Source organism: Variovorax sp. CF079 (assembly GCF_900101545.1).
Lineage (GTDB): Bacteria > Pseudomonadota > Gammaproteobacteria > Burkholderiales > Burkholderiaceae_C > Variovorax.
The window spans coordinates 1-16,931 of the sequence record NZ_FMZU01000006.1 but is presented as its reverse complement, the minus strand read 5'-3'; the positions used below and the strand labels follow the sequence as shown (position 1 = coordinate 16,931).

At 66.0% G+C, this 16,931-nt stretch carries 26 protein-coding genes and 1 pseudogene; 3 read left to right on the top strand and 24 right to left on the bottom strand.

What is annotated here, in order from left to right; genetic code table 11:
- Positions 1-10 precede the first annotated feature (10 nt).
- The 8 genes from BLS74_RS09240 to BLS74_RS09205 all read right to left on the bottom strand — a co-directional run bounded on the left by BLS74_RS09240 (position 11) and on the right by BLS74_RS09205 (position 6,023).
- Positions 11-481, bottom strand: coding sequence for a DUF4260 domain-containing protein (locus BLS74_RS09240; RefSeq protein ID WP_093104798.1), 471 nt, complete (start codon positions 479-481; stop codon positions 11-13).
- Positions 474-935, bottom strand: a complete 462-nt coding sequence (locus BLS74_RS09235) for a Spy/CpxP family protein refolding chaperone (RefSeq protein ID WP_093104796.1) — start codon at positions 933-935, stop codon at positions 474-476. Before BLS74_RS09235 ends, BLS74_RS09240 begins: the two co-directional genes overlap by 8 nt.
- Positions 936-1,037: 102 nt before the next feature.
- Positions 1,038-2,846 (bottom strand): phosphoenolpyruvate--protein phosphotransferase, encoded by a 1,809-nt coding sequence (ptsP, locus tag BLS74_RS09230; RefSeq protein WP_093104793.1) that lies wholly within the window; start codon positions 2,844-2,846, stop codon positions 1,038-1,040.
- A complete protein-coding gene (locus BLS74_RS09225) occupies positions 2,843-3,112 on the bottom strand; it encodes an HPr family phosphocarrier protein (protein ID WP_093104790.1) in 270 nt (89 codons plus the stop codon). The genes ptsP and BLS74_RS09225 overlap by 4 nt, the downstream gene beginning before the upstream one ends.
- The gene (locus BLS74_RS09220; RefSeq protein ID WP_093104787.1) at positions 3,081-3,536 is read right to left on the bottom strand and encodes a PTS sugar transporter subunit IIA; all 456 of its coding nucleotides are present in this window, start codon (positions 3,534-3,536) and stop codon (positions 3,081-3,083) included. Before BLS74_RS09220 ends, BLS74_RS09225 begins: the two co-directional genes overlap by 32 nt.
- Entirely contained in the window at positions 3,533-4,792 is a 1,260-nt protein-coding gene (locus BLS74_RS09215; RefSeq protein WP_244503814.1) for an MFS transporter, read from the bottom strand. The genes BLS74_RS09220 and BLS74_RS09215 overlap by 4 nt, the downstream gene beginning before the upstream one ends.
- Entirely contained in the window at positions 4,789-5,319 is a 531-nt protein-coding gene (locus tag BLS74_RS09210; protein WP_093104785.1) for a hypothetical protein, read from the bottom strand. Before BLS74_RS09210 ends, BLS74_RS09215 begins: the two co-directional genes overlap by 4 nt.
- On the bottom strand, positions 5,319-6,023 hold the full coding sequence (locus BLS74_RS09205) for a DUF4197 domain-containing protein (RefSeq protein ID WP_093104782.1): 705 nt from the start codon (positions 6,021-6,023) through the stop codon (positions 5,319-5,321). The genes BLS74_RS09210 and BLS74_RS09205 overlap by 1 nt, the downstream gene beginning before the upstream one ends.
- A 13-nt stretch (positions 6,024-6,036) precedes the next feature.
- Here BLS74_RS09205 and BLS74_RS09200 point away from each other — a divergent pair, with 13 nt between their 5' ends.
- A complete protein-coding gene (locus BLS74_RS09200) occupies positions 6,037-6,534 on the top strand; it encodes a TlpA disulfide reductase family protein (RefSeq protein ID WP_093104779.1) in 498 nt (165 codons plus the stop codon).
- A 27-nt stretch (positions 6,535-6,561) separates the two neighbouring features.
- On the opposite strand, the gene BLS74_RS09195 is transcribed toward BLS74_RS09200, so the two are convergent.
- A complete protein-coding gene (locus BLS74_RS09195; RefSeq protein WP_093104777.1) occupies positions 6,562-7,002 on the bottom strand; it encodes a c-type cytochrome in 441 nt (146 codons plus the stop codon).
- A 152-nt stretch (positions 7,003-7,154) separates the two neighbouring features.
- Here BLS74_RS09195 and BLS74_RS09190 point away from each other — a divergent pair, with 152 nt between their 5' ends.
- Positions 7,155-7,868 (top strand): cytochrome b/b6 domain-containing protein, encoded by a 714-nt coding sequence (locus BLS74_RS09190; RefSeq protein ID WP_093104774.1) that lies wholly within the window; start codon positions 7,155-7,157, stop codon positions 7,866-7,868.
- Entirely contained in the window at positions 7,865-8,446 is a 582-nt protein-coding gene (locus tag BLS74_RS09185; RefSeq protein ID WP_093104771.1) for a GNAT family N-acetyltransferase, read from the top strand. Before BLS74_RS09190 ends, BLS74_RS09185 begins: the two co-directional genes overlap by 4 nt.
- 12 nt (positions 8,447-8,458) lie before the next feature.
- Here the strand turns inward: BLS74_RS09185 and BLS74_RS09180 are convergent, their stop codons facing one another.
- The 15 genes and pseudogenes from BLS74_RS09180 to BLS74_RS09110 all read right to left on the bottom strand — a co-directional run.
- Entirely contained in the window at positions 8,459-8,965 is a 507-nt protein-coding gene (locus BLS74_RS09180; RefSeq protein WP_093104760.1) for a peroxiredoxin, read from the bottom strand.
- Between the two features lie 72 nt (positions 8,966-9,037).
- On the bottom strand, positions 9,038-9,307 hold the full coding sequence (gene rpsQ / locus BLS74_RS09175; RefSeq protein WP_093104757.1) for a 30S ribosomal protein S17: 270 nt from the start codon (positions 9,305-9,307) through the stop codon (positions 9,038-9,040).
- Positions 9,308-9,316: 9 nt separating this feature from the next.
- Entirely contained in the window at positions 9,317-9,529 is a 213-nt protein-coding gene (gene rpmC / locus BLS74_RS09170) for a 50S ribosomal protein L29 (protein WP_093105418.1), read from the bottom strand.
- A 60-nt stretch (positions 9,530-9,589) separates the two neighbouring features.
- On the bottom strand, positions 9,590-10,006 hold the full coding sequence (rplP, locus tag BLS74_RS09165) for a 50S ribosomal protein L16 (protein WP_028250943.1): 417 nt from the start codon (positions 10,004-10,006) through the stop codon (positions 9,590-9,592).
- Positions 10,007-10,034: 28 nt separating this feature from the next.
- A complete protein-coding gene (gene rpsC, locus BLS74_RS09160; RefSeq protein ID WP_093104748.1) occupies positions 10,035-10,961 on the bottom strand; it encodes a 30S ribosomal protein S3 in 927 nt (308 codons plus the stop codon).
- Positions 10,962-10,976: 15 nt separating this feature from the next.
- The gene (rplV, locus tag BLS74_RS09155; protein WP_019657678.1) at positions 10,977-11,309 is read right to left on the bottom strand and encodes a 50S ribosomal protein L22; all 333 of its coding nucleotides are present in this window, start codon (positions 11,307-11,309) and stop codon (positions 10,977-10,979) included.
- Between the two features lie 9 nt (positions 11,310-11,318).
- The gene (gene rpsS, locus BLS74_RS09150; protein ID WP_007838132.1) at positions 11,319-11,597 is read right to left on the bottom strand and encodes a 30S ribosomal protein S19; all 279 of its coding nucleotides are present in this window, start codon (positions 11,595-11,597) and stop codon (positions 11,319-11,321) included.
- A gap of 11 nt (positions 11,598-11,608) precedes the next feature.
- Positions 11,609-12,433, bottom strand: a complete 825-nt coding sequence (gene rplB / locus BLS74_RS09145) for a 50S ribosomal protein L2 (protein WP_093104747.1) — start codon at positions 12,431-12,433, stop codon at positions 11,609-11,611.
- Between the two features lie 2 nt (positions 12,434-12,435).
- A complete protein-coding gene (gene rplW, locus BLS74_RS09140) occupies positions 12,436-12,762 on the bottom strand; it encodes a 50S ribosomal protein L23 (RefSeq protein WP_170855568.1) in 327 nt (108 codons plus the stop codon).
- Between the two features lie 5 nt (positions 12,763-12,767).
- A complete protein-coding gene (gene rplD, locus BLS74_RS09135; protein ID WP_093104745.1) occupies positions 12,768-13,388 on the bottom strand; it encodes a 50S ribosomal protein L4 in 621 nt (206 codons plus the stop codon).
- Positions 13,389-14,069 (bottom strand): 50S ribosomal protein L3, encoded by a 681-nt coding sequence (gene rplC / locus BLS74_RS09130; RefSeq protein ID WP_093104744.1) that lies wholly within the window; start codon positions 14,067-14,069, stop codon positions 13,389-13,391.
- Positions 14,070-14,251: 182 nt separating this feature from the next.
- Positions 14,252-14,761, bottom strand: coding sequence for a hypothetical protein (locus BLS74_RS09125; protein ID WP_244503813.1), 510 nt, complete (start codon positions 14,759-14,761; stop codon positions 14,252-14,254).
- Between the two features lie 11 nt (positions 14,762-14,772).
- Positions 14,773-16,365, bottom strand: coding sequence for a carboxypeptidase-like regulatory domain-containing protein (locus BLS74_RS09120; RefSeq protein ID WP_093104740.1), 1,593 nt, complete (start codon positions 16,363-16,365; stop codon positions 14,773-14,775).
- Positions 16,366-16,492: 127 nt separating this feature from the next.
- Positions 16,493-16,807, bottom strand: coding sequence for a 30S ribosomal protein S10 (gene rpsJ / locus BLS74_RS09115; protein WP_028250951.1), 315 nt, complete (start codon positions 16,805-16,807; stop codon positions 16,493-16,495).
- A 23-nt stretch (positions 16,808-16,830) separates the two neighbouring features.
- Positions 16,831-16,931 (bottom strand): annotated as a pseudogene (locus tag BLS74_RS09110) (elongation factor Tu); the annotation flags it as partial.

Here is a 16,931-nt window from a genome sequence, read left to right as displayed (position 1 = left end):
ATCGCCGTGCTCACCATGGGTCGGCGCGCCCGATGCGGCCAAGGTGCGTGGCACCGAACTCGTTGCCGTACTTGAGCCCATAACCGAGCGCACGGTCGAGGCCGATGTGTGCGCACCAGATCAGCCCGAGGGCCAGTGCGGCAGGCACGTCGCCGAGGAAGCCCAGCACCAGCAGCGCGACCGGCCCGATGTACGAGTGCGCAGCGTTGTAGGCGATGGCGCACACGCGCGGACCGCCGAGGTAGCCGAGGAAGGACAGATCGGGCAGCAGGAACAGCATCGCGAAGGCGCCCCAGCCCGCGCCCAGGTGCATGTAGGCGGCCACGGCCGCCGCGAGCACAACGAGGCCTTCGAGGCGCAGCACGATGCGCACGCCGCCCAGCGTGGCGCCGGACGACGAGCCTTCGATCGGGGCTTGCCGGGCCCAGGGCGCGCCCGGCGCCCGCGGTGCGACGAAACGCGGCGCAGATGCTTCAGCCATGGCGCCCCCAGCGACCGCGGCGCTCCATGAACTCGCGCACCTTCTGCTGCTGTGCCGGGTTCAGGTTGTCGAAGAAGTCGGCCGCGGCCGCGATCACCTCGGGGCTGCCGACCTGGATGGCGGCGGTCTTGTCTTCCACCAGCTTCTTCGCTCGCTCCTGGTCGAGCTTGGCACCGGCGAACAGGGCGCGGAACTCGGCGCGCGGATCGCCGCCGCCGCGCAGCGCGGCACGCTGGGCCTGCAGCTTCTCGGTCAGCACCGTGAGCTTCTGCTTCTGCGCGGCATCGAGATCGAGCTTGCTGCCCACGCGCTCGACCATCCTGGCGCGGAACTCGGCGCGGTCCTGCTCGGAAGCGCCGCTCCAGCCATGGCGATGACCGCAGCCGACCAGGCTGCCCGCGACGAGTGCCGCACCGGCGAAACCGAAAAGTGAACGTTTGAACCAGGGTTTCATGAGAGTCTTCCTTGAGAACTGATCGGACGTCGATCAGGAAGACTCGATGGTGCGATTCAGGCGCCGCGAAGTCCTTTCGCGGCGGTTTCGCCGTGTTTCGTTTTATTGCGGCGCAGCCGCCGGCGTGAGCGCGGCGGCCGGCTCTTCGGCCTCGAGCACCTGCTGCGCCCAGGCTTCGAGCTTGCTCGTGTCGGCGCGCAGCACCTCCTGCTTGACGGCCAGGATCTGCGAGGGGTGCATCGAGAAGCTGCGCAACCCCATGCCCAGCAGGAGCCGCGTGAACATGACGTCGCCCGCCATTTCGCCGCACACGCTCACGCCCTTGCCCTGGCGCCGGCACTCGGCGATGGTCTCGGCCACCAGGCGCAGCACCGCGGGATGGGCCGGGTCGTAGAGGTGCGCCACCGACTCGTCGGCGCGGTCGATGGCCAGCGTGTACTGGATCAGGTCGTTGGTGCCGATCGACAGGAAGTCGAAGTACTTCAGGAAGGTCTTGAGCGTGAGCGCCGCGGCGGGGATCTCGATCATCGCGCCGAGCTTCACGTTGCCGTGCACCACGCCGCGGTTGTCCAACTCGGCACGCGCGAAGTCGATCAGCGAGAGCGTCTGGCGAATCTCGCTCGCATGCGCGAGCATGGGGATCAGCAGATGGATCTCGCCGTGGGCGGCGGCGCGCAGGATGGCGCGCAGCTGCGTGAGGAACATGGCCGGATCGGCCAGGCTCCAGCGGATCGCGCGCAGGCCCAGTGCCGGGTTCAGATGCCCGTCGTCGCGCACCGACTTGCCGTCGAGCGGCTTGTCGGCGCCGACGTCGATGGTGCGGATCGTGACCGGCATGCCTTGCATGCCCTCGACCGCGCGCTTGTAGGCCTGGTACTGCTCTTCCTCGTCGGGCAGGCGCGTGAGGCGTTGCGCTTCGCGGCCCATGAACAGGAACTCGCTGCGGAACAGGCCGACGCCGACCGCACCGGCCTTGACCGCGCCGATGGTGTCCTCGGGCATCTCGATGTTGGCCAGCAGGTCGACGCGCTGGCCGTCCAGCGTGACGGCCGGCTTGTGGCGCAGGCGCGAAAGCCGCCCGCGCTCGAGGTCGTTCTGGCGCTGCTTGAAGCCGTACTCGGCCAGGATGATCGGTGAGGGGTCGACGATCACCACGCCGCCGTCGCCATCGATGATGACCCAGTCGTCCTGCCGAACCAGCTGGCTCGCGCTGCGCGCGCCGACCACGGCCGGGATGTCCATGCTGCGCGCGACGATCGCGGTGTGCGAGGTGCGGCCGCCGACATCGGTTACGAAGCCGGCGAACACGCTCTTCTTGAACTGCAGCATGTCGGCCGGCGAGAGGTCGTGCGCGATCAGCACCAGCGGCGCGTCGATGGCGTCGTTGGCGGTCGGATCGGCGTCGTCGTCCTCGGCCCTGCGCTTGCGCCGCGGCGGGGTCGGGGCCAGCACGGCGGCCGTGCCTTTCATGCGGTGCAGCAGGCGTTCGACCACCTGCTCGAGGTCGGCCTTGCGCTCGCGCAGGTACTCGTCCTCCATTTCGTCGAACTGGCGCGCGATCACCTCGAGCTGCGTGGTGAGCGCCCATTCGGCGTTGTAGAGGCGCTCGACGATCCAGTGCTTGACGCCGCCGGTCAGCACCTCGTCCTGCAGCAGCATCTGGTGCACTTCGAGCAGCGCCGCGAGTTCGTGCGGCGCGTCGTTCGGCCCCATCAGCGCGACGCTTGCTTGCAGCTTCTGCAGTTCCTCGGCCACCGCGTTGCGCGCCGTGCGCACGCGGTCGATCTCGGTGTCGATCTGCTCGGGCTTGATGAAGTAGTGAGCCACATCGATGCGGCTCGAGACCACGAGCACGGCACGTCCGATCGCAATGCCACGGGCGACCGGCAGCCCATGGACGGCAAAGGTCATTCGCCTTCTCCGAATTTGTCGTTCATAAGGGCAACGATGGCGTCCAGCGCCTCCTGTTCCCGTTCCCCGTTGGTTTCGATATCGACCGTCACGCCGATGCCCGCGGCCAGCATCATCACGCCCATGATGCTCTTGGCATTGACGCGGCGGTCGCCGCGCGAGAGCCAGACCTCGCACGGATAGCTGCCGGCGAGCTTGGTGAGTTTGGCCGAGGCGCGCGCATGCAGCCCCAGCTTATTGCTGATGGTCACGGATGTCTTCGTCACTGTGCTTTCTTCTTGCCTGATTCTGGGGTGCCGCCACCGCCACCTGCATCACGCCCGCGGTGCCGCCGGTGAGCGCGCGCTGCACCAGGGTTTCGAGCGGCTCGTTGCGGTAGCTCACCGCGCGCAGCAGCATCGGCAGGTTGACGCCAGCCACGAGGCGCGAGCGTACGCCGTCGACCAGCTTCTGCGCCACGTTGCAGGGCGTGGCGCCGAACACGTCGGCCAGCACCAGCACCTGCGAGCGCGGCGTGCGCTGCAGCTGGGCCAGCGTGATGCGCGCCGCCGCCAGGGTTTCGTCCGGCGACACATTGGGCAGCACGTCGAGCGCGACGACCGAGGCCTCGCTGTCGGGGAACACATGCAGCGCGCACTGCCGCAGCGCCTGGGCGAGCGGCGAGTGGGCGATGATGAAGATGCTGTTCATGCGGGTCGGAGGGCAGTCCGTCGATTATGCGGGGGCGCCCACAGGAAGTAGAAATAAGACAACAGACAGCATCCCAGAAACAGGCCCAGCGCGCCACGGAAGGCGCCCACGGTGTCGAGGCCGGCGCGACCGAACAGGTCGACCAAGAGGCCGACGCCCCACTGAACCACGAAAACGCCGAGAAACACCACCAGGTTGTACGCCGAGAGGGCGCGCCCCGCCAGCGAGGCGGGCAGTGCCATCGCGACTGCGGGCTGGGCCAGCGCCACGACGGTCGAGCTGCAGAGGAAGATCGCCCAGGCCACGGTGCCCGCCGCGGGGCCGAGCACCAGAATGGCGGCCAGGGCCGCCATGGCGAGCGGCAGGCCCCAGCCGATCAGCCGGGCAGCGGCGATGCCGCGGCGCACCAGCCACGGGTTGGCGGCGCCCCAGAGCCAGTAGGTGACGAGCATCGCGATGCTGATCCAGAACAGTGCATCCGCGGCCTGGGCCGACGCATAGCCGGCGACACGCGTGAGCCACGGGACGACCCAGAGCGTCAGCATGGCGACGAAGCCGCCGTAATTGAAGAAACCGATCGGCATGAGCTTGCGGAAAAAGGGATCGCGCCACACGGCGGCGTAGCCGGCGTCCTGGCGAGGCGTCGCAACTTCCTGAACGTTCGCGGCGTGGGCGGCGTTGTCCCAGGTCGGCGCCGCCCAGGCGATCACCAGCATCGAAACCAGCACGCCGGCCGCGAGCAGCCAGAAAAGCGGCCGCCAGCCCACCAGCGGCATCAGCCATTGCACCGGCAGCGTGGCGGCGACCAGGCCGAGCGAGCCGATCATGAGCATCCAGGAGTTGCTGCGCAGCTGCAGCGCCGGGTCGAACCAGCGGCGGTAGCCGGTCAACGGCGCCATGAGGCAGGCGCTGACGCCTACGCCGGTGAGCACGCGCGCCGCCAGCAGCAGCCAGAACTGCGTCGCCACCGAAAACAGCAGGCAGCCGGCGACCGCCACCGCCAGGAAGCAGAGGATCACGCGCTTGGGGCCGTGGCGATCGAGCCAGTTGCCCATCGGCAGTTGCGTGAACGCGAAGCCGAGGAAATAGCCCCCCGCGAGCAAGCCGAGGTCGCGCGAATGGAGCTCGAAGTCCGCCGTCAGCGTGGGCGACAGCGTGGCGGTGATGGCACGCACCAGCGTCGAGAGAAAGTAGGCGAAAGCAAAGGCCAGGAAGACCGCGGCGATCCGGCCGCGGCCTGCAAGAACGCCGCTCACGGAAGACGCAATCCCTCGAAAAAGATGGCGCGCGCCTCGGGCGAAGAAGGCTTGCCGAGCACGGTCGCCTGGTAGAGCGCCATCTTTCCGGCGCGCTGCTGGGCGAACCAGAGCACGTGGGTCGGCGCGCTGGCGCCGGCCTGGGTTTCGAGCCGCATGGGCCCGGGCGAGTCGGTGGCCCGGGGCAGCACGGCCGGCGCCTCGGCCATCGGGGCACCGGCCAGCTGCGTGCGCGTTGCCGCACGCCAGGCGCGCATCCAGGACTCGGCCTGCGCCGCATCGCTGGCCGCGGCATGCGCGACGGCGAATGTGGCACCGCCGGCCTCGCAACCGGTCACGTCGACGCTGATCAGCTCGGCGCCGAGCGGCAGCATGCGCGTCGCGCGGTCGGCCTTGCAAGGCAGGAGCGCGATCAAGCCGTCGTCCCCGATCGGGACTTCGCGCCAATTGAAGACCGGGCTGCAGGCGCCGAGGGCGGCAGCGGCCAGGGCGAGCGCCGCGAATCGGGGACGGAACGAAAAGAGCATCAACGCAATGCGCCGAACACCTTCTGGAGAATCGCGCTGCCGCTGCCGACCGGGTCCTGGCGGATCTTGCGTTCTTCCTCGCCGATCATGAGGTAGAGCCCGTCGAGCGATTTGCCGGTCACGTAGCGCTGGATGTTGGCGTCTTCCTTTTTCACCAGGCCGTAGCCGGCCGCCTTGCCGGCGATGTGGTTGTATTTCTCGGCCAACTTGACCTTGACCGTGGCGTAGGTCACGACGGGCAGAAATTTCTCCGTGAGCGGCGCGCGGGTCTTGTTGGCGAAGAACTGGGTGACCGAGGTGTCGCCGCCGACCAGGATGCCCTTGGCGTCGGCCACGCTCATGGTGCGCACCGCATTCACCAGCAGGTCCTTGGCGGCCGGAACCGCCTGCTCGGCAGCGCGGTTCATCGCGGTCACGAGTTCGTCGATGCGGCCGCCCTGGCCCACCACGCGCAGCATCTTGGCCGCGTCTTCGAGGTAGCCGGGCAGCGGAATGCGGACCTTGGGATTGCCCAGAAAGCCGTCCTGCCGCCCCAACAGACTGACCGCCGCGGTGGCGCCCTTCTCGAGCGCGGCCTTGAGCCCCTTCGAGGCGTCGCCGGCGCTGAGATCGTCGATCGTCAGCGCATGAGCGTGCCGCATGGCCAGCAATGCCAGGGCGGCGGGCGCGGCCAGGAAGGCGGAACTAAAATCTCGGCGGTCCATCCATCGTTCTCCCATGAAAAAAATCATCTACGCCGCCGCCATCGCGATCGCCCTGGCCATCGGCGTGGGCGTGTACCTGAGTACGGGAGTGTCGGCGGCGCCGGCATCGACCTTCGTGCTGCTCGACGGCAGCAAGAAGAGCACGGACGATCTTAAGGGCAAGGTCACGCTGGTCAATTTCTGGGCCACCAGCTGCGTCACCTGCGTGGCCGAGATGCCCAAGGTGATCGCCACCTACGACAAGTACAAGGGCCGGGGCTACGACACGCTGGCGGTGGCCATGAGCTACGACCCGCCGAGCTACGTGGTCAACTTCGTCGAAACCCGCAAGCTGCCGTTCAAGGTGGCGATCGACAACACCGGCGCGGTGGCGCAGGCCTGGGGCGACGTGAAGCTCACGCCGACCACCTACATCGTCAACAAGCGCGGCGAGATCGTGAAGCGCTACGTGGGCGAACCCGACTTTGCCGAGCTGCACAAGCTGATCGAGAAGCTGCTGGCCGAAGCCTGAGCGGCGTCCAGGAAGGCTCTCGGATGCTCAGTCCTTGCGGAAAGTGTCGTGGCACGACTTGCACGTGTCACCCACCGATGCCATCGCGGCCTTGAGCGTATCCAGGTTGCCGGCAGCGGCCGGGAGTTTGCTGGTCTCGGCCATCAGCTTCTCGTTGAACTCCTTGAATTTCGGCTGCTCTTTCCAGATTTCCGGCTTGGCCTTGCCACCCTCGGTCCCGGGGCCGAACCCGGCCCAGGGCAGCTTGGAAATCTCGGCCACCACCTGGGCATTGGCGATCGCCGCCGCCGCGTCATAGGGTGCGCGACCGCTGGCCATGGCGCCCAGACGGCCCACGTGCTGGTTTTGGATGAACATCGCACTCTGGCGATACTTGATGGCGTCTTCTTTCTTGGCAAACTGGGCGATCGCAGGCAGGCAAAGCGCGGCACCGGCCGCAGCCAGGGTAAACGAGGCAAGGCGATTCATCGTGTTTCCTTGTTAGAAAGCGCCATGGGGCCGGCGCCGCGACAAGTGTCCCGGGGCTGGGCGAGCACCGTGCATAGAGACAACCCGAAGGCGCGACGGCCGCGACTTTGCTAATCTGCGTTTCCCGCAGCCTCGCGCACCCCATCCTCCCGATGTCCGACACCTTCGAGCCCAGCACGCGCCGCGCGAGCCTGGGTGACGCCAGCGCGACTCGTACGCGGGTCTGGGACCTGCCGACGCGCGTGTTTCACTGGGCGCTCACGGCGGCGGTGATCAGCCAGGTCGTGACCGGCTTTGCCGGCATCATGGAGTGGCACTTTCGCGGGGGCTACACGGTGCTTTCGCTCCTGCTGTTTCGCCTCGTCTGGGGCTTCATCGGCGGGCGCTGGTCGCGCTTCGCTGCCTTCATCTATTCGCCCGGCTCGGTCATGAACTACCTGCGCGGGCGTGCTCACCCGGACCACCTCATCGGCCATTCGCCGCTGGGCGCATTCTCGGTTTTCGCGCTGCTTGCGATCCTGGCGCTGCAGGTCGCGAGTGGCCTGGTGGCCGACGACGAAATCACCGCGTCCGGCCCGCTCACACGCTTCGTCTCCGGCGCGACGGTGAGCCTGGCCACAGGGTGGCACACCACGCAGGGCAAATGGATCGTGATTGCACTGGTCGGCCTGCATGTGCTGGCGGTGCTCTATTACGTGCTCATCAGGCGCCGCCGTCTGGTGTGGCCGATGATCTCGGGCGACAAGCTGGTGACGGATGGCAGCGCCGCACCAAGCCGCGACGATGCCGCCTCGCGGCTGCTGGCCCTGGTGGTGTTCGCGGTGTGCGCGGCCTTTGCGGCGTGGATCGCGTCGCTCAGAGCATGAGCTTCTCTGCTTCACGCCCCCTGCCCCTGGCGGACACGCCGGACATCGTGCTGATCACGCCCGACGAAAGGCAGGAAATCGAGGCGACGCGCGCGATCTTCAAGGACTACGCGGCCTCGCTGGGCATCGATCTGTGCTTCCAGAACTTCGACGAGGAGCTCGCCAATCTGCCCGGCGATTACGAGGAGCCGCGCGGCGCGCTGCTGCTGGCGCTGGTCGACATCAAGGACGCGGCCGCGATGGCCGATGTGCCTCTGATTCAACGGGCGCAGGGCGGCCTGGCCCATGTCGCCGGTTGCTGCGCGCTGCGCCCCCTGGACACGTCCGACTATCCGAACGCGGCCGAAATGAAGCGGCTCTACGTGCGGCCCGCCTTCCGCGGCCTGGGGCTCGGCCGCCAGTTGGCCGAAGCCATGCTGGACGCGGCACGCGGCGCTGGCTACGCCTGCGTGCTGCTCGACACGCTCGACGACATGGAATCGGCGCGGGCCCTCTACGAAGATCTGGGCTTCGAAGAGGTGCCGCCGTACTATCACAACCCCATCGCGGGGTCGCACTACCTCAAGGTGGATCTTTAAGCTCGCGAGCGCTCAGCCGCGTGCTTGTGCGAGCAGCGTGTCGGCGTCGCTGACCTCGAACTTGCCGGGCGCTTCGACATTGAGCGTCGCCACCTTGCCGTCCTTCACCAGCATCGAATAACGGTTGCTGCGCACGCCCATGCCACGCGCCGTCAGGTCCAGCGTCAGGCCGGTCGCATTCGCGAAGGCGGCGCTGCCGTCGGCCAGCATGCGCACCTTGGCGCCGGTCTTCTGGTCGCGCGCCCAGGCGCCCATGACGAAGGCGTCGTTGACGCTCACGCACCAGATCTCGTCGACGCCGGCGGCCTTGAAGTCCTCGAAGTGCTGCACGTAGCCCGGCACGTGCTTGGCCGAGCAGGTCGGCGTGAAAGCGCCGGGCAGCGCGAACAGCGCGATGGTCTTGCCTGCGGCCGCCTTGGCCACGTCGACCGGATTCGGCCCGATGCTGCAACCCTCGCCTTCGACTTCGGAATATTCCTGCAGGGTCGCGGGAGGAAGGGTGTCGCCGACTTTGATCATCTGAACTGCTCCTGAAAAAGAAAAACGGCCCACATTGTGGGCCGCTTTTGCTTTGGCTGTATCGCCGGGGGATCAGACCAGCACGGCCTTTTCGACCAGGCGGGTCACGACCCAGTTCTTCGACTTCGAGATCGGCCGGCTTTCGGTGATCTCGATGGTGTCGCCCATCTTGTACTCGCCCTTTTCGTCGTGGGCGTGGTACTTGCTCGTCTTGGCCACGATCTTGCCGTAGAGCTCGTGCTTCACACGACGCTCGACCAGCACGGTCACGGTCTTCTCGCGCTTGTCGCTGACCACCTTGCCGATCAAGGTGCGCTTGAGGGATTTTTTAGCTTCCGTCATGTTCACTCCTTACTTGGCGGCTTGAGTTTCTTGCTGCTGCTTCTGCGCAAGAATGGTCTTGGCACGAGCGATGTCGCGGCGCGTGACGCGCAGCGTCGACGTGTTCGACAGTTGTTGCGTAGCCTTCTGCATGCGCAGGCCGAAATGGGCCTTCTGCAGATCCTTGATTTCGGTCTGCAGGCCGGCGACGTCCTTGTCGCGCAGCGCTTGCGCCTTCGACACCTTGGCCGGCGTGGCCGCGGCGTCCTTCTTCTTACGTGTTGCCATCAGTGTTCTCCTCGATCAGGCGCCGAGCTGGCGCGCGACGAAGGTGGTGCGCAGCGGCAGCTTGGCGGCAGCCAGGCGGAACGCTTCGCGGGCGAGTTCTTCGGGCACGCCGACGATCTCGTAGATCACCTTGCCAGGCTGGATTTCGGCGACGTAGTACTCGGGGTTGCCCTTGCCGTTACCCATCCGCACTTCGGCGGGCTTGTGGGAGATCGGCTTGTCGGGGAACACGCGAATCCAGATGCGGCCACCGCGCTTGACGTGGCGCGAGATCGCGCGACGAGCGGCTTCGATCTGGCGCGCCGTCAGGCGGCCGCGGTCGATCGACTTCAGGCCGAAGTCACCGAAGGACACCGCGTTGCCGCGGGTCGCGATGCCGGTGTTGCGGCCCTTTTGTTCCTTGCGGAACTTTCTGCGTGCAGGTTGCAGCATGTTTGTTACTCCGTGGATCTAAGAACGATCACTCGTTCTTGGCACCGTCAGCTGCTGCAGCTGGCGCGGGCTTGCGCACGCGCTTAACGGCGGGTTTCGAGTCTGCACCCGGTGCTGCCGGGGCACCACCAGTGGCTTCTGCGGGCTTGTCGCTGCCGTCGGCCGGAGCGACGTTGCCGCCGATCGGACCACGGGCACCGGCGCGCGGGCCGGGGCCGCGGCGGTCGGAACCGGGACGGTCGCCACCGGGGCGGCCATCGCGGCGCGGGCCACGCGGGCGGCGCTCTTCTTCGGGACGCGGCGTTTCGACGGCCGGCAGGTCGTTACGACCCAGCGTATCGCCCTTGTAGACCCAGACCTTGACGCCGATGACGCCGTAGGTGGTCTTGGCTTCCGAGGTGCCGTAGTCGATGTCGGCGCGCAGCGTGTGAAGCGGCACGCGGCCTTCGCGGTACCACTCGGTGCGGGCGATTTCGATGCCGTTCAGGCGGCCGGCCGACATGATCTTGATGCCCTGGGCACCCAGACGCATGGCGTTCTGCATGGCGCGCTTCATGGCGCGGCGGAACATGATCCGCTTCTCGAGCTGCTGCGTGATGCTGTCGGCGATCAGCTGCGCATCGATTTCGGGCTTGCGCACTTCTTCGATGTTCACTGCGACCGGCACGCCCAGTTGCTTGCCGAGTTCGCGCTTGAGGTTTTCGATGTCCTCGCCCTTCTTGCCGATCACGACGCCCGGACGTGCCGAGTAGATCGTGATGCGTGCGTTCTTGGCGGGACGCTCGATCAGCACGCGCGACACGGACGCGTTCTTGAGCTTCTTCTTCAGGTACTCGCGCACCTTGATGTCTTCGGCCAGCATGCCCGCGAAGTCGCGGTTGCTTGCGTACCAGCGGCTGGACCAGTTACGGCTGACCGCGAGGCGGAAGCCGGTGGGGTGGATTTTCTGTCCCATATTTCTTCCAGCCTCTTAGTTGCCGACCGTCACGTACACATGGCACGTCGGCTTGCTGATGCGATTGCCGCGACCCTTGGCGCGCGCGGTGAAGCGCTTGAGCGTGGCGCCCTGTTCGACGTAGATGGTCTTGACCTTCAGTTCGTCGATGTCGGCACCGTCGTTGTGCTCGGCGTTGGCGATGGCCGACTCGAGCACCTTCTTGACGATCACAGCGGCCTTCTTCTGCGTGAACTGCAGGATGTTGAGCGCTTGATCGACCTTCTTGCCGCGGATCAGGTCGGCGACCAGACGGCCCTTGTCGACCGAAAGGCGGACGCCGCGGAGGACTGCACGTGTTTCAGACATGGTCGTTCCTTACTTCTTCTGGACTTTCTTGTCCGCGGGGTGCCCCTTGAACGTGCGCGTGAGCGCAAATTCGCCGAGCTTGTGGCCGACCATCTGGTCGGTGATATAGACAGGCACGTGCTGCTTGCCGTTGTGCACGGCAATGGTCAGGCCGATGAACTCGGGCAAGACCATCGAGCGGCGCGACCAGGTCTTGATCGGCTTCTTGTCCTTGGTCGTCACGGCCTTGTCGGCCTTGGCCACCAGGTGGTGGTCGACGAACGGACCCTTTTTGAGAGAGCGAGTCATTGTGCTGTCCCTTACTTCTTGCGACGCGACACGATGAAGACCTGCGTGCGCTTGTTGTTGCGGGTGCGATAACCCTTGGTGAGATTGCCCCACGGATCGACAGGATGACGGCCTTCGCCGGTCTTGCCTTCGCCGCCGCCGTGCGGGTGGTCGACCGGGTTCATCACCACGCCGCGAACGGTCGGGCGGATACCCATCCAGCGCTTCACACCGGCCTTGCCGAGCTGGCGCAGGCTGTGTTCTTCGTTGGCGACTTCACCGATGGTCGCGCGGCACTCGACGTGCACGCGGCGAACTTCACCCGAGCGCATGCGGACCTGGGCGTAGACGCCTTCGCGGGCCAGCAGCGTGGCCGAGGTACCGGCCGAACGGGCGATCTGCGCGCCCTTGCCGGGCTGCAGTTCGATGCAGTGGATCGTCGAACCCACGGGAATGTTGCGGATCGGCAGCGTGTTGCCGGCGCGGATCGGGGCTTCCGCACCGCTCAACAGCGTTGCACCGGCTTCCAGGCCGCGCGGGGCGATGATGTAGCGGCGCTCGCCATCGGCGTAGCACACGAGCGCGATGTGGGCGGTGCGGTTCGGGTCGTACTCGATGCGTTCGACCTTGGCCGGGATGCCGTCCTTGTTGCGCACGAAGTCCACCACGCGGTAGTGGTGCTTGTGGCCACCACCCTTGTGACGGGTCGTGATGTGACCGTTGTTGTTGCGGCCGGCCTTTTGGAACTGGGGTTCCAGCAGGGCAGCGTGCGGCGCACCCTTGTAGAGGTGGTCCCGCGAGATCTTCACCGCGCCGCGCTGGCCCGGCGAAGTGGGTTTCATCTTGATGACGGCCATGATTAAGCGCCTTCCCCAACGAGATTGAGCTCTTGACCGGCCTTCAGCGTCACATAGGCCTTGCGAACGTTGTCGCGGCGGCCGACGGACTTGCCGAAGCGCTTGGTCTTGCCCTTGGTATTGAGCACCGACACGCCCTGGACTTGGACCTTGAACATCAGTTCGACGGCGGCCTTGATCTCGGGCTTGGTGGCGTCCTGCAACACCTTGAAAGTGACTGCGTTCGACTTCTCGCCGACCATCGTGGCCTTTTCGGACACGATCGGGGCGACCAGAACGCTCATCAGACGACCTTCGTCGAACTGACGCTGCTGCGGAGTCGGGTTCATGCGGCTCATGCGAACATCTCCTTGAGCTTGTCGACGGCGCCCTTGGTGACCAGCACCTTCTTGTAGTGGACCAGCGACACCGGATCGGCGTAACGCGGCTCGACGACGAGCACGTTCACCAGGTTGCGCGAGGCCAGGTACAGGTTCTCGTCGACTTCCTCGGCGATCACGAGCACGGACTCGAGATTCATCGCCTTGAACTTGGCGGCCAGCGCCTTGGTCTTGGGCGAGTCGACCTTGATCGAATCGACCACGGCCAGACGGCCTTCGCGAGCGAGCTGCGAGAAGATGGAGGCCATGCCGGCGCGGTACATCTTCTTGTTGATCTTCTGCGAGAAGTTTTCGTCGGGCATGTTCGGGAAAATGCGGCCGCCCCCGCGCCACAGCGGCGAGGAAGTCATACCGGCACGGGCACGGCCCGTTCCCTTTTGCTTGAAAGGCTTCTTGGTCGAGTGCTTGACCTGTTCGCGGTCCTTCTGGGCGCGCGTGCCTTGGCGTGCGTTGGCCTGGAATGCGACGACGATCTGGTGAACCAGGTCTTCGTTGTAGTCACGGCCGAACACGGTCTCGGGGGCGTCGTACTTCGACGCGGCCTGGCCTTGTTCGTTCAGGAGTTCGAGTTGCATTTACTTCGCTCCTTCAGCCGCTTGCGGCTTGGCCTTGACGGCCGGACGCACGGTGACGAAGCCACCCTTGGAGCCCGGGATCGCGCCCTTGATCAGAAGCAGCTGGCGTGCTTCGTCGATACGGATGACGTCGAGGTTCTGGGTCGTCACGGTGACGTCGCCGAGGTGGCCCGTCATGCGCTTGCCCGGGAACACGCGGCCCGGATCCTGCGCCATGCCGATGGAGCCGGGGACGTTGTGCGAACGGCTGTTGCCGTGCGACGCCCGCTGCGAGCTCATGTTGTGGCGCTTGATGGTGCCGGCGTAACCCTTGCCGATCGAGGTGCCTTGCACGTCGACCTTCTGGCCCACCGCGAACACGCTGGTCGCGGCAATCACGCCGCCGGCCTTGTGCTGACCTGCCGTATCGGCCGTCACGCGGAATTCCTGAATGATTTCGCCGGCTTCGACGCCAGCCTTGGCGAGGTGACCTGCTTCGGGCTTGGTGACGCGCGATGCCTTGCGCGAGCCGAACGTCACTTGCAGTGCGACGTAGCCATCGGTCTCTTGGGTTTTGATCTGGGTCACGCGGTTGTTGGACACATCCACCACCGTGACAGGAACTGCATCCCCGTCATCGGTGAAGAGACGCATCATCCCCACCTTGCGGCCCAGCAACCCGAGGGAGTTGCTCAGACTCATTGGTTTTTCTCCAAAACTCCCGCCGCTGCCACTTCAATTGGCGACAGCGTTTGGTATGCGGAAGAAGGTTAATAAAGCTCTGCGCAACGAACACCCAAAAGGCGCAAGTTAGGCAGAGCCAAATATTATAGCCCGCGGACGGCCGCAAGAGCAAGCGGCCGAATGGAATCGCGCAGCGCGCCCTATTTCACCGGCATCGACCGGATCTTGTCGCCGTCCGGCGTCTGCTTGAGCGTGTCGCTCGCGGGCATGGCGGAAGCGGCCTTGCCCACCTGCACGGGGACCGAGGTGGCGCTGGTGGCGCCGCGCTGGGTCGTAAACACATGGAGATAGCCGACGCCTTCGGCGCCAGGCACGACTTGGACCGTCAATGTCGTCGCCTGGCCGGCCGGCAGCGCCTGCGTTCCTCCGGCGCCGACCAGCGAGAGCCCCCCTTCGGCCGTCAGGCGGACCGAGGCACCGGCGGGATCGGTGATGCCGTCGAAGCTCAGCACGACGGAAACCGCACTCCCGGCCTGCGGCGTGCCGTCGACGCGGTACTGGACGGAAACGCCGGAGCCGTTCGACTTTGCCGGCGCCGCGGTCATCTTGGGCGCACTGCGCTCCGGCTTGCTGTCGGCGCAGGCTTGCAAGGACACGCCCATCGCCAGCGACGCGACGACGATGGCTGCCAAGCTGCGATATGCACGCATGGATGCGCTCCTCAATTGATGGTGACAGTGAAGCATGTGTTCGACGACGAGTTGTTGAAGTCGTTCAAGACCAAAACGGCCTCGCCACCGGGCAGGCTGACAGTGGCGGTTTCGCTCGCACCTAGGCCGTCGGCCTCGGCGATTTGGCGTCCCGCGTAAACGACGAAATCCGGATCCGCGGCGGGAGGCCCTGTAACCGTGATCGGGTGATTGCCCGCTGGGGCGGTAAACCGCAGGTAGACGTAGCTGCCCAGCTTGTTGCCCGCCCCCGCCTGGTTGGTCACGCAAGCAGACGTGGCGCCCCCAACAGTGGCCGCTTTGTACATAGGCAAGGCAAAACTCTGGAGTCCAACGACGGTGCTGCCGTTCGTTTCCTGCACCCCGAAAGGATCGTTCGAGGCCGCATTGATACTCTGACCGGCGAGCAATGCGTTCAAGGCTCCGACGCTGCCTGGCGCCGCAGAATTGAAGGCGGCAGTGAACGGATGAATAGAGGTAACCGCGACGCCGTTCTTGAACGATGTGGCGGTCAGGGTGTCATGAATCGGCTTGAAGCCGACCTGGTTGTTGAGGTTCCAAAGGATCGAATGGATCGACGCCTCGCGGAACCAGCCTGGATTGGACGGCGCACCTGCGGCCAGGTTGAGGTTGCCCCCCTGCGCCTGGCCCGGGCCGGTGGAATCCGTGTAGTTGCTGCGTCCCAGCGCGATGCCTGACCAGGCATTGCCCCAGCCTTCCGAAAACGCCAGCCGCCGGTCGAGCAGCTCGCTCAGGGAATGGCTGCCGCCCGGCGAGTCGTCGCGGCTGAAGGCCGACTGGTAGTAGTGCCCCCACTCGTGTGCCACGACGGGGGCGTCGTATTCGTCGGTATCGACATTCTCCTTGCCCAGCACGTAGATGGCGCGGCCCGTGCTCCTGTTGGTGAAGAAGGTCGTTCCGATCTGCCCCAGCGCCAGATTGCCCGACGCCGGTACGTTGTTGACGCTCCAGAACACGCGCAGCAGCGGGAAGGCAGTGCCCGGCGCCACCGAGAGAACTTTGGCCTGAGTCGTATAGATCGTGTCGAGCAGCGCGAACGGCCCGCCGACGCGGGTCGATGCGTAGCTTGCGCCGTCCCAGCCGGAGGGCGCATGGACGTCGCGCGTGAGCGTGGCCACCACGCCGGTGGGAAACGCGGGCGTTTCCATCGCGTAGATCGCGTCGGACTGGGTGTTGTCGCGGACTGTGACGTCCCAGCTCGCGCCCGAGCCGGTTTGCAGCATCTGGGCCTTGACCCGCACCACGACGGTTGTGTTGGAAGGCACGGAAACGGAATAGGCGCCGCTGGCGTCGGTGCTCGCCGTCGCCACTACCGCCGACGCGCCGTTGACGACTTCGACCACAGCGCCACGAACCGGCTTGATCGCGATGGCCGAATAGTTCAGCGTCCCTGTCGCATTCGGCACCGAATCGAAAGTAACGGTGCCGTTCAGCGTGACGGTCGTCGCGCCCGGCAGTCCCGCGATCGGAAAACCGCCGCCGCCCCCGCCTCCGCCGCCACATGCGCCAAGCACCACCGCGACAGCCACCGCAAAGGCCCGCAAGAGCCATGTTCTAGTCTTCATCTTCGCCCTCTGAGCGTTCACGTCCCGGCCAATCGCCGCCCCCCCGGAGAATGCCACAGCCAAGTGTCAAAAAACAAAGCCCGCCGGCATTTCTGCGGGCGGGCTCTTGTGAAGTAACCGAAGTTTCTTATTGAAGCTTGATCTCGACGTCCACGCCGGCCGGCAGGTCGAGCTTCATCAGCGCGTCCACGGTCTTGTCGGTCGGGTCGACGATGTCCATCAGGCGCTGGTGCGTGCGGATCTCGAACTGGTCGCGGCTCGTCTTGTTGACGTGCGGCGAACGCAGGATGTCGAAACGCTTCATGCGGGTCGGCAGGGGCACGGGGCCCTTGACGATCGCGCCGGTGCGCTTGGCGGTGTCCACGATCTCGGCGGCCGACTGGTCGATCAGCTTGTAGTCGAACGCCTTCAGGCGGATGCGGATTTTTTGCTTGGTGGCCATGGTGATTCCTTTGTGCGCTCGAATCAGATGTCGAGGATCTTCGCCACCACGCCCGAGCCCACGGTGCGGCCGCCTTCGCGGATCGCGAAGCGCAGGCCTTCTTCCATGGCGATCGGGTTGATCA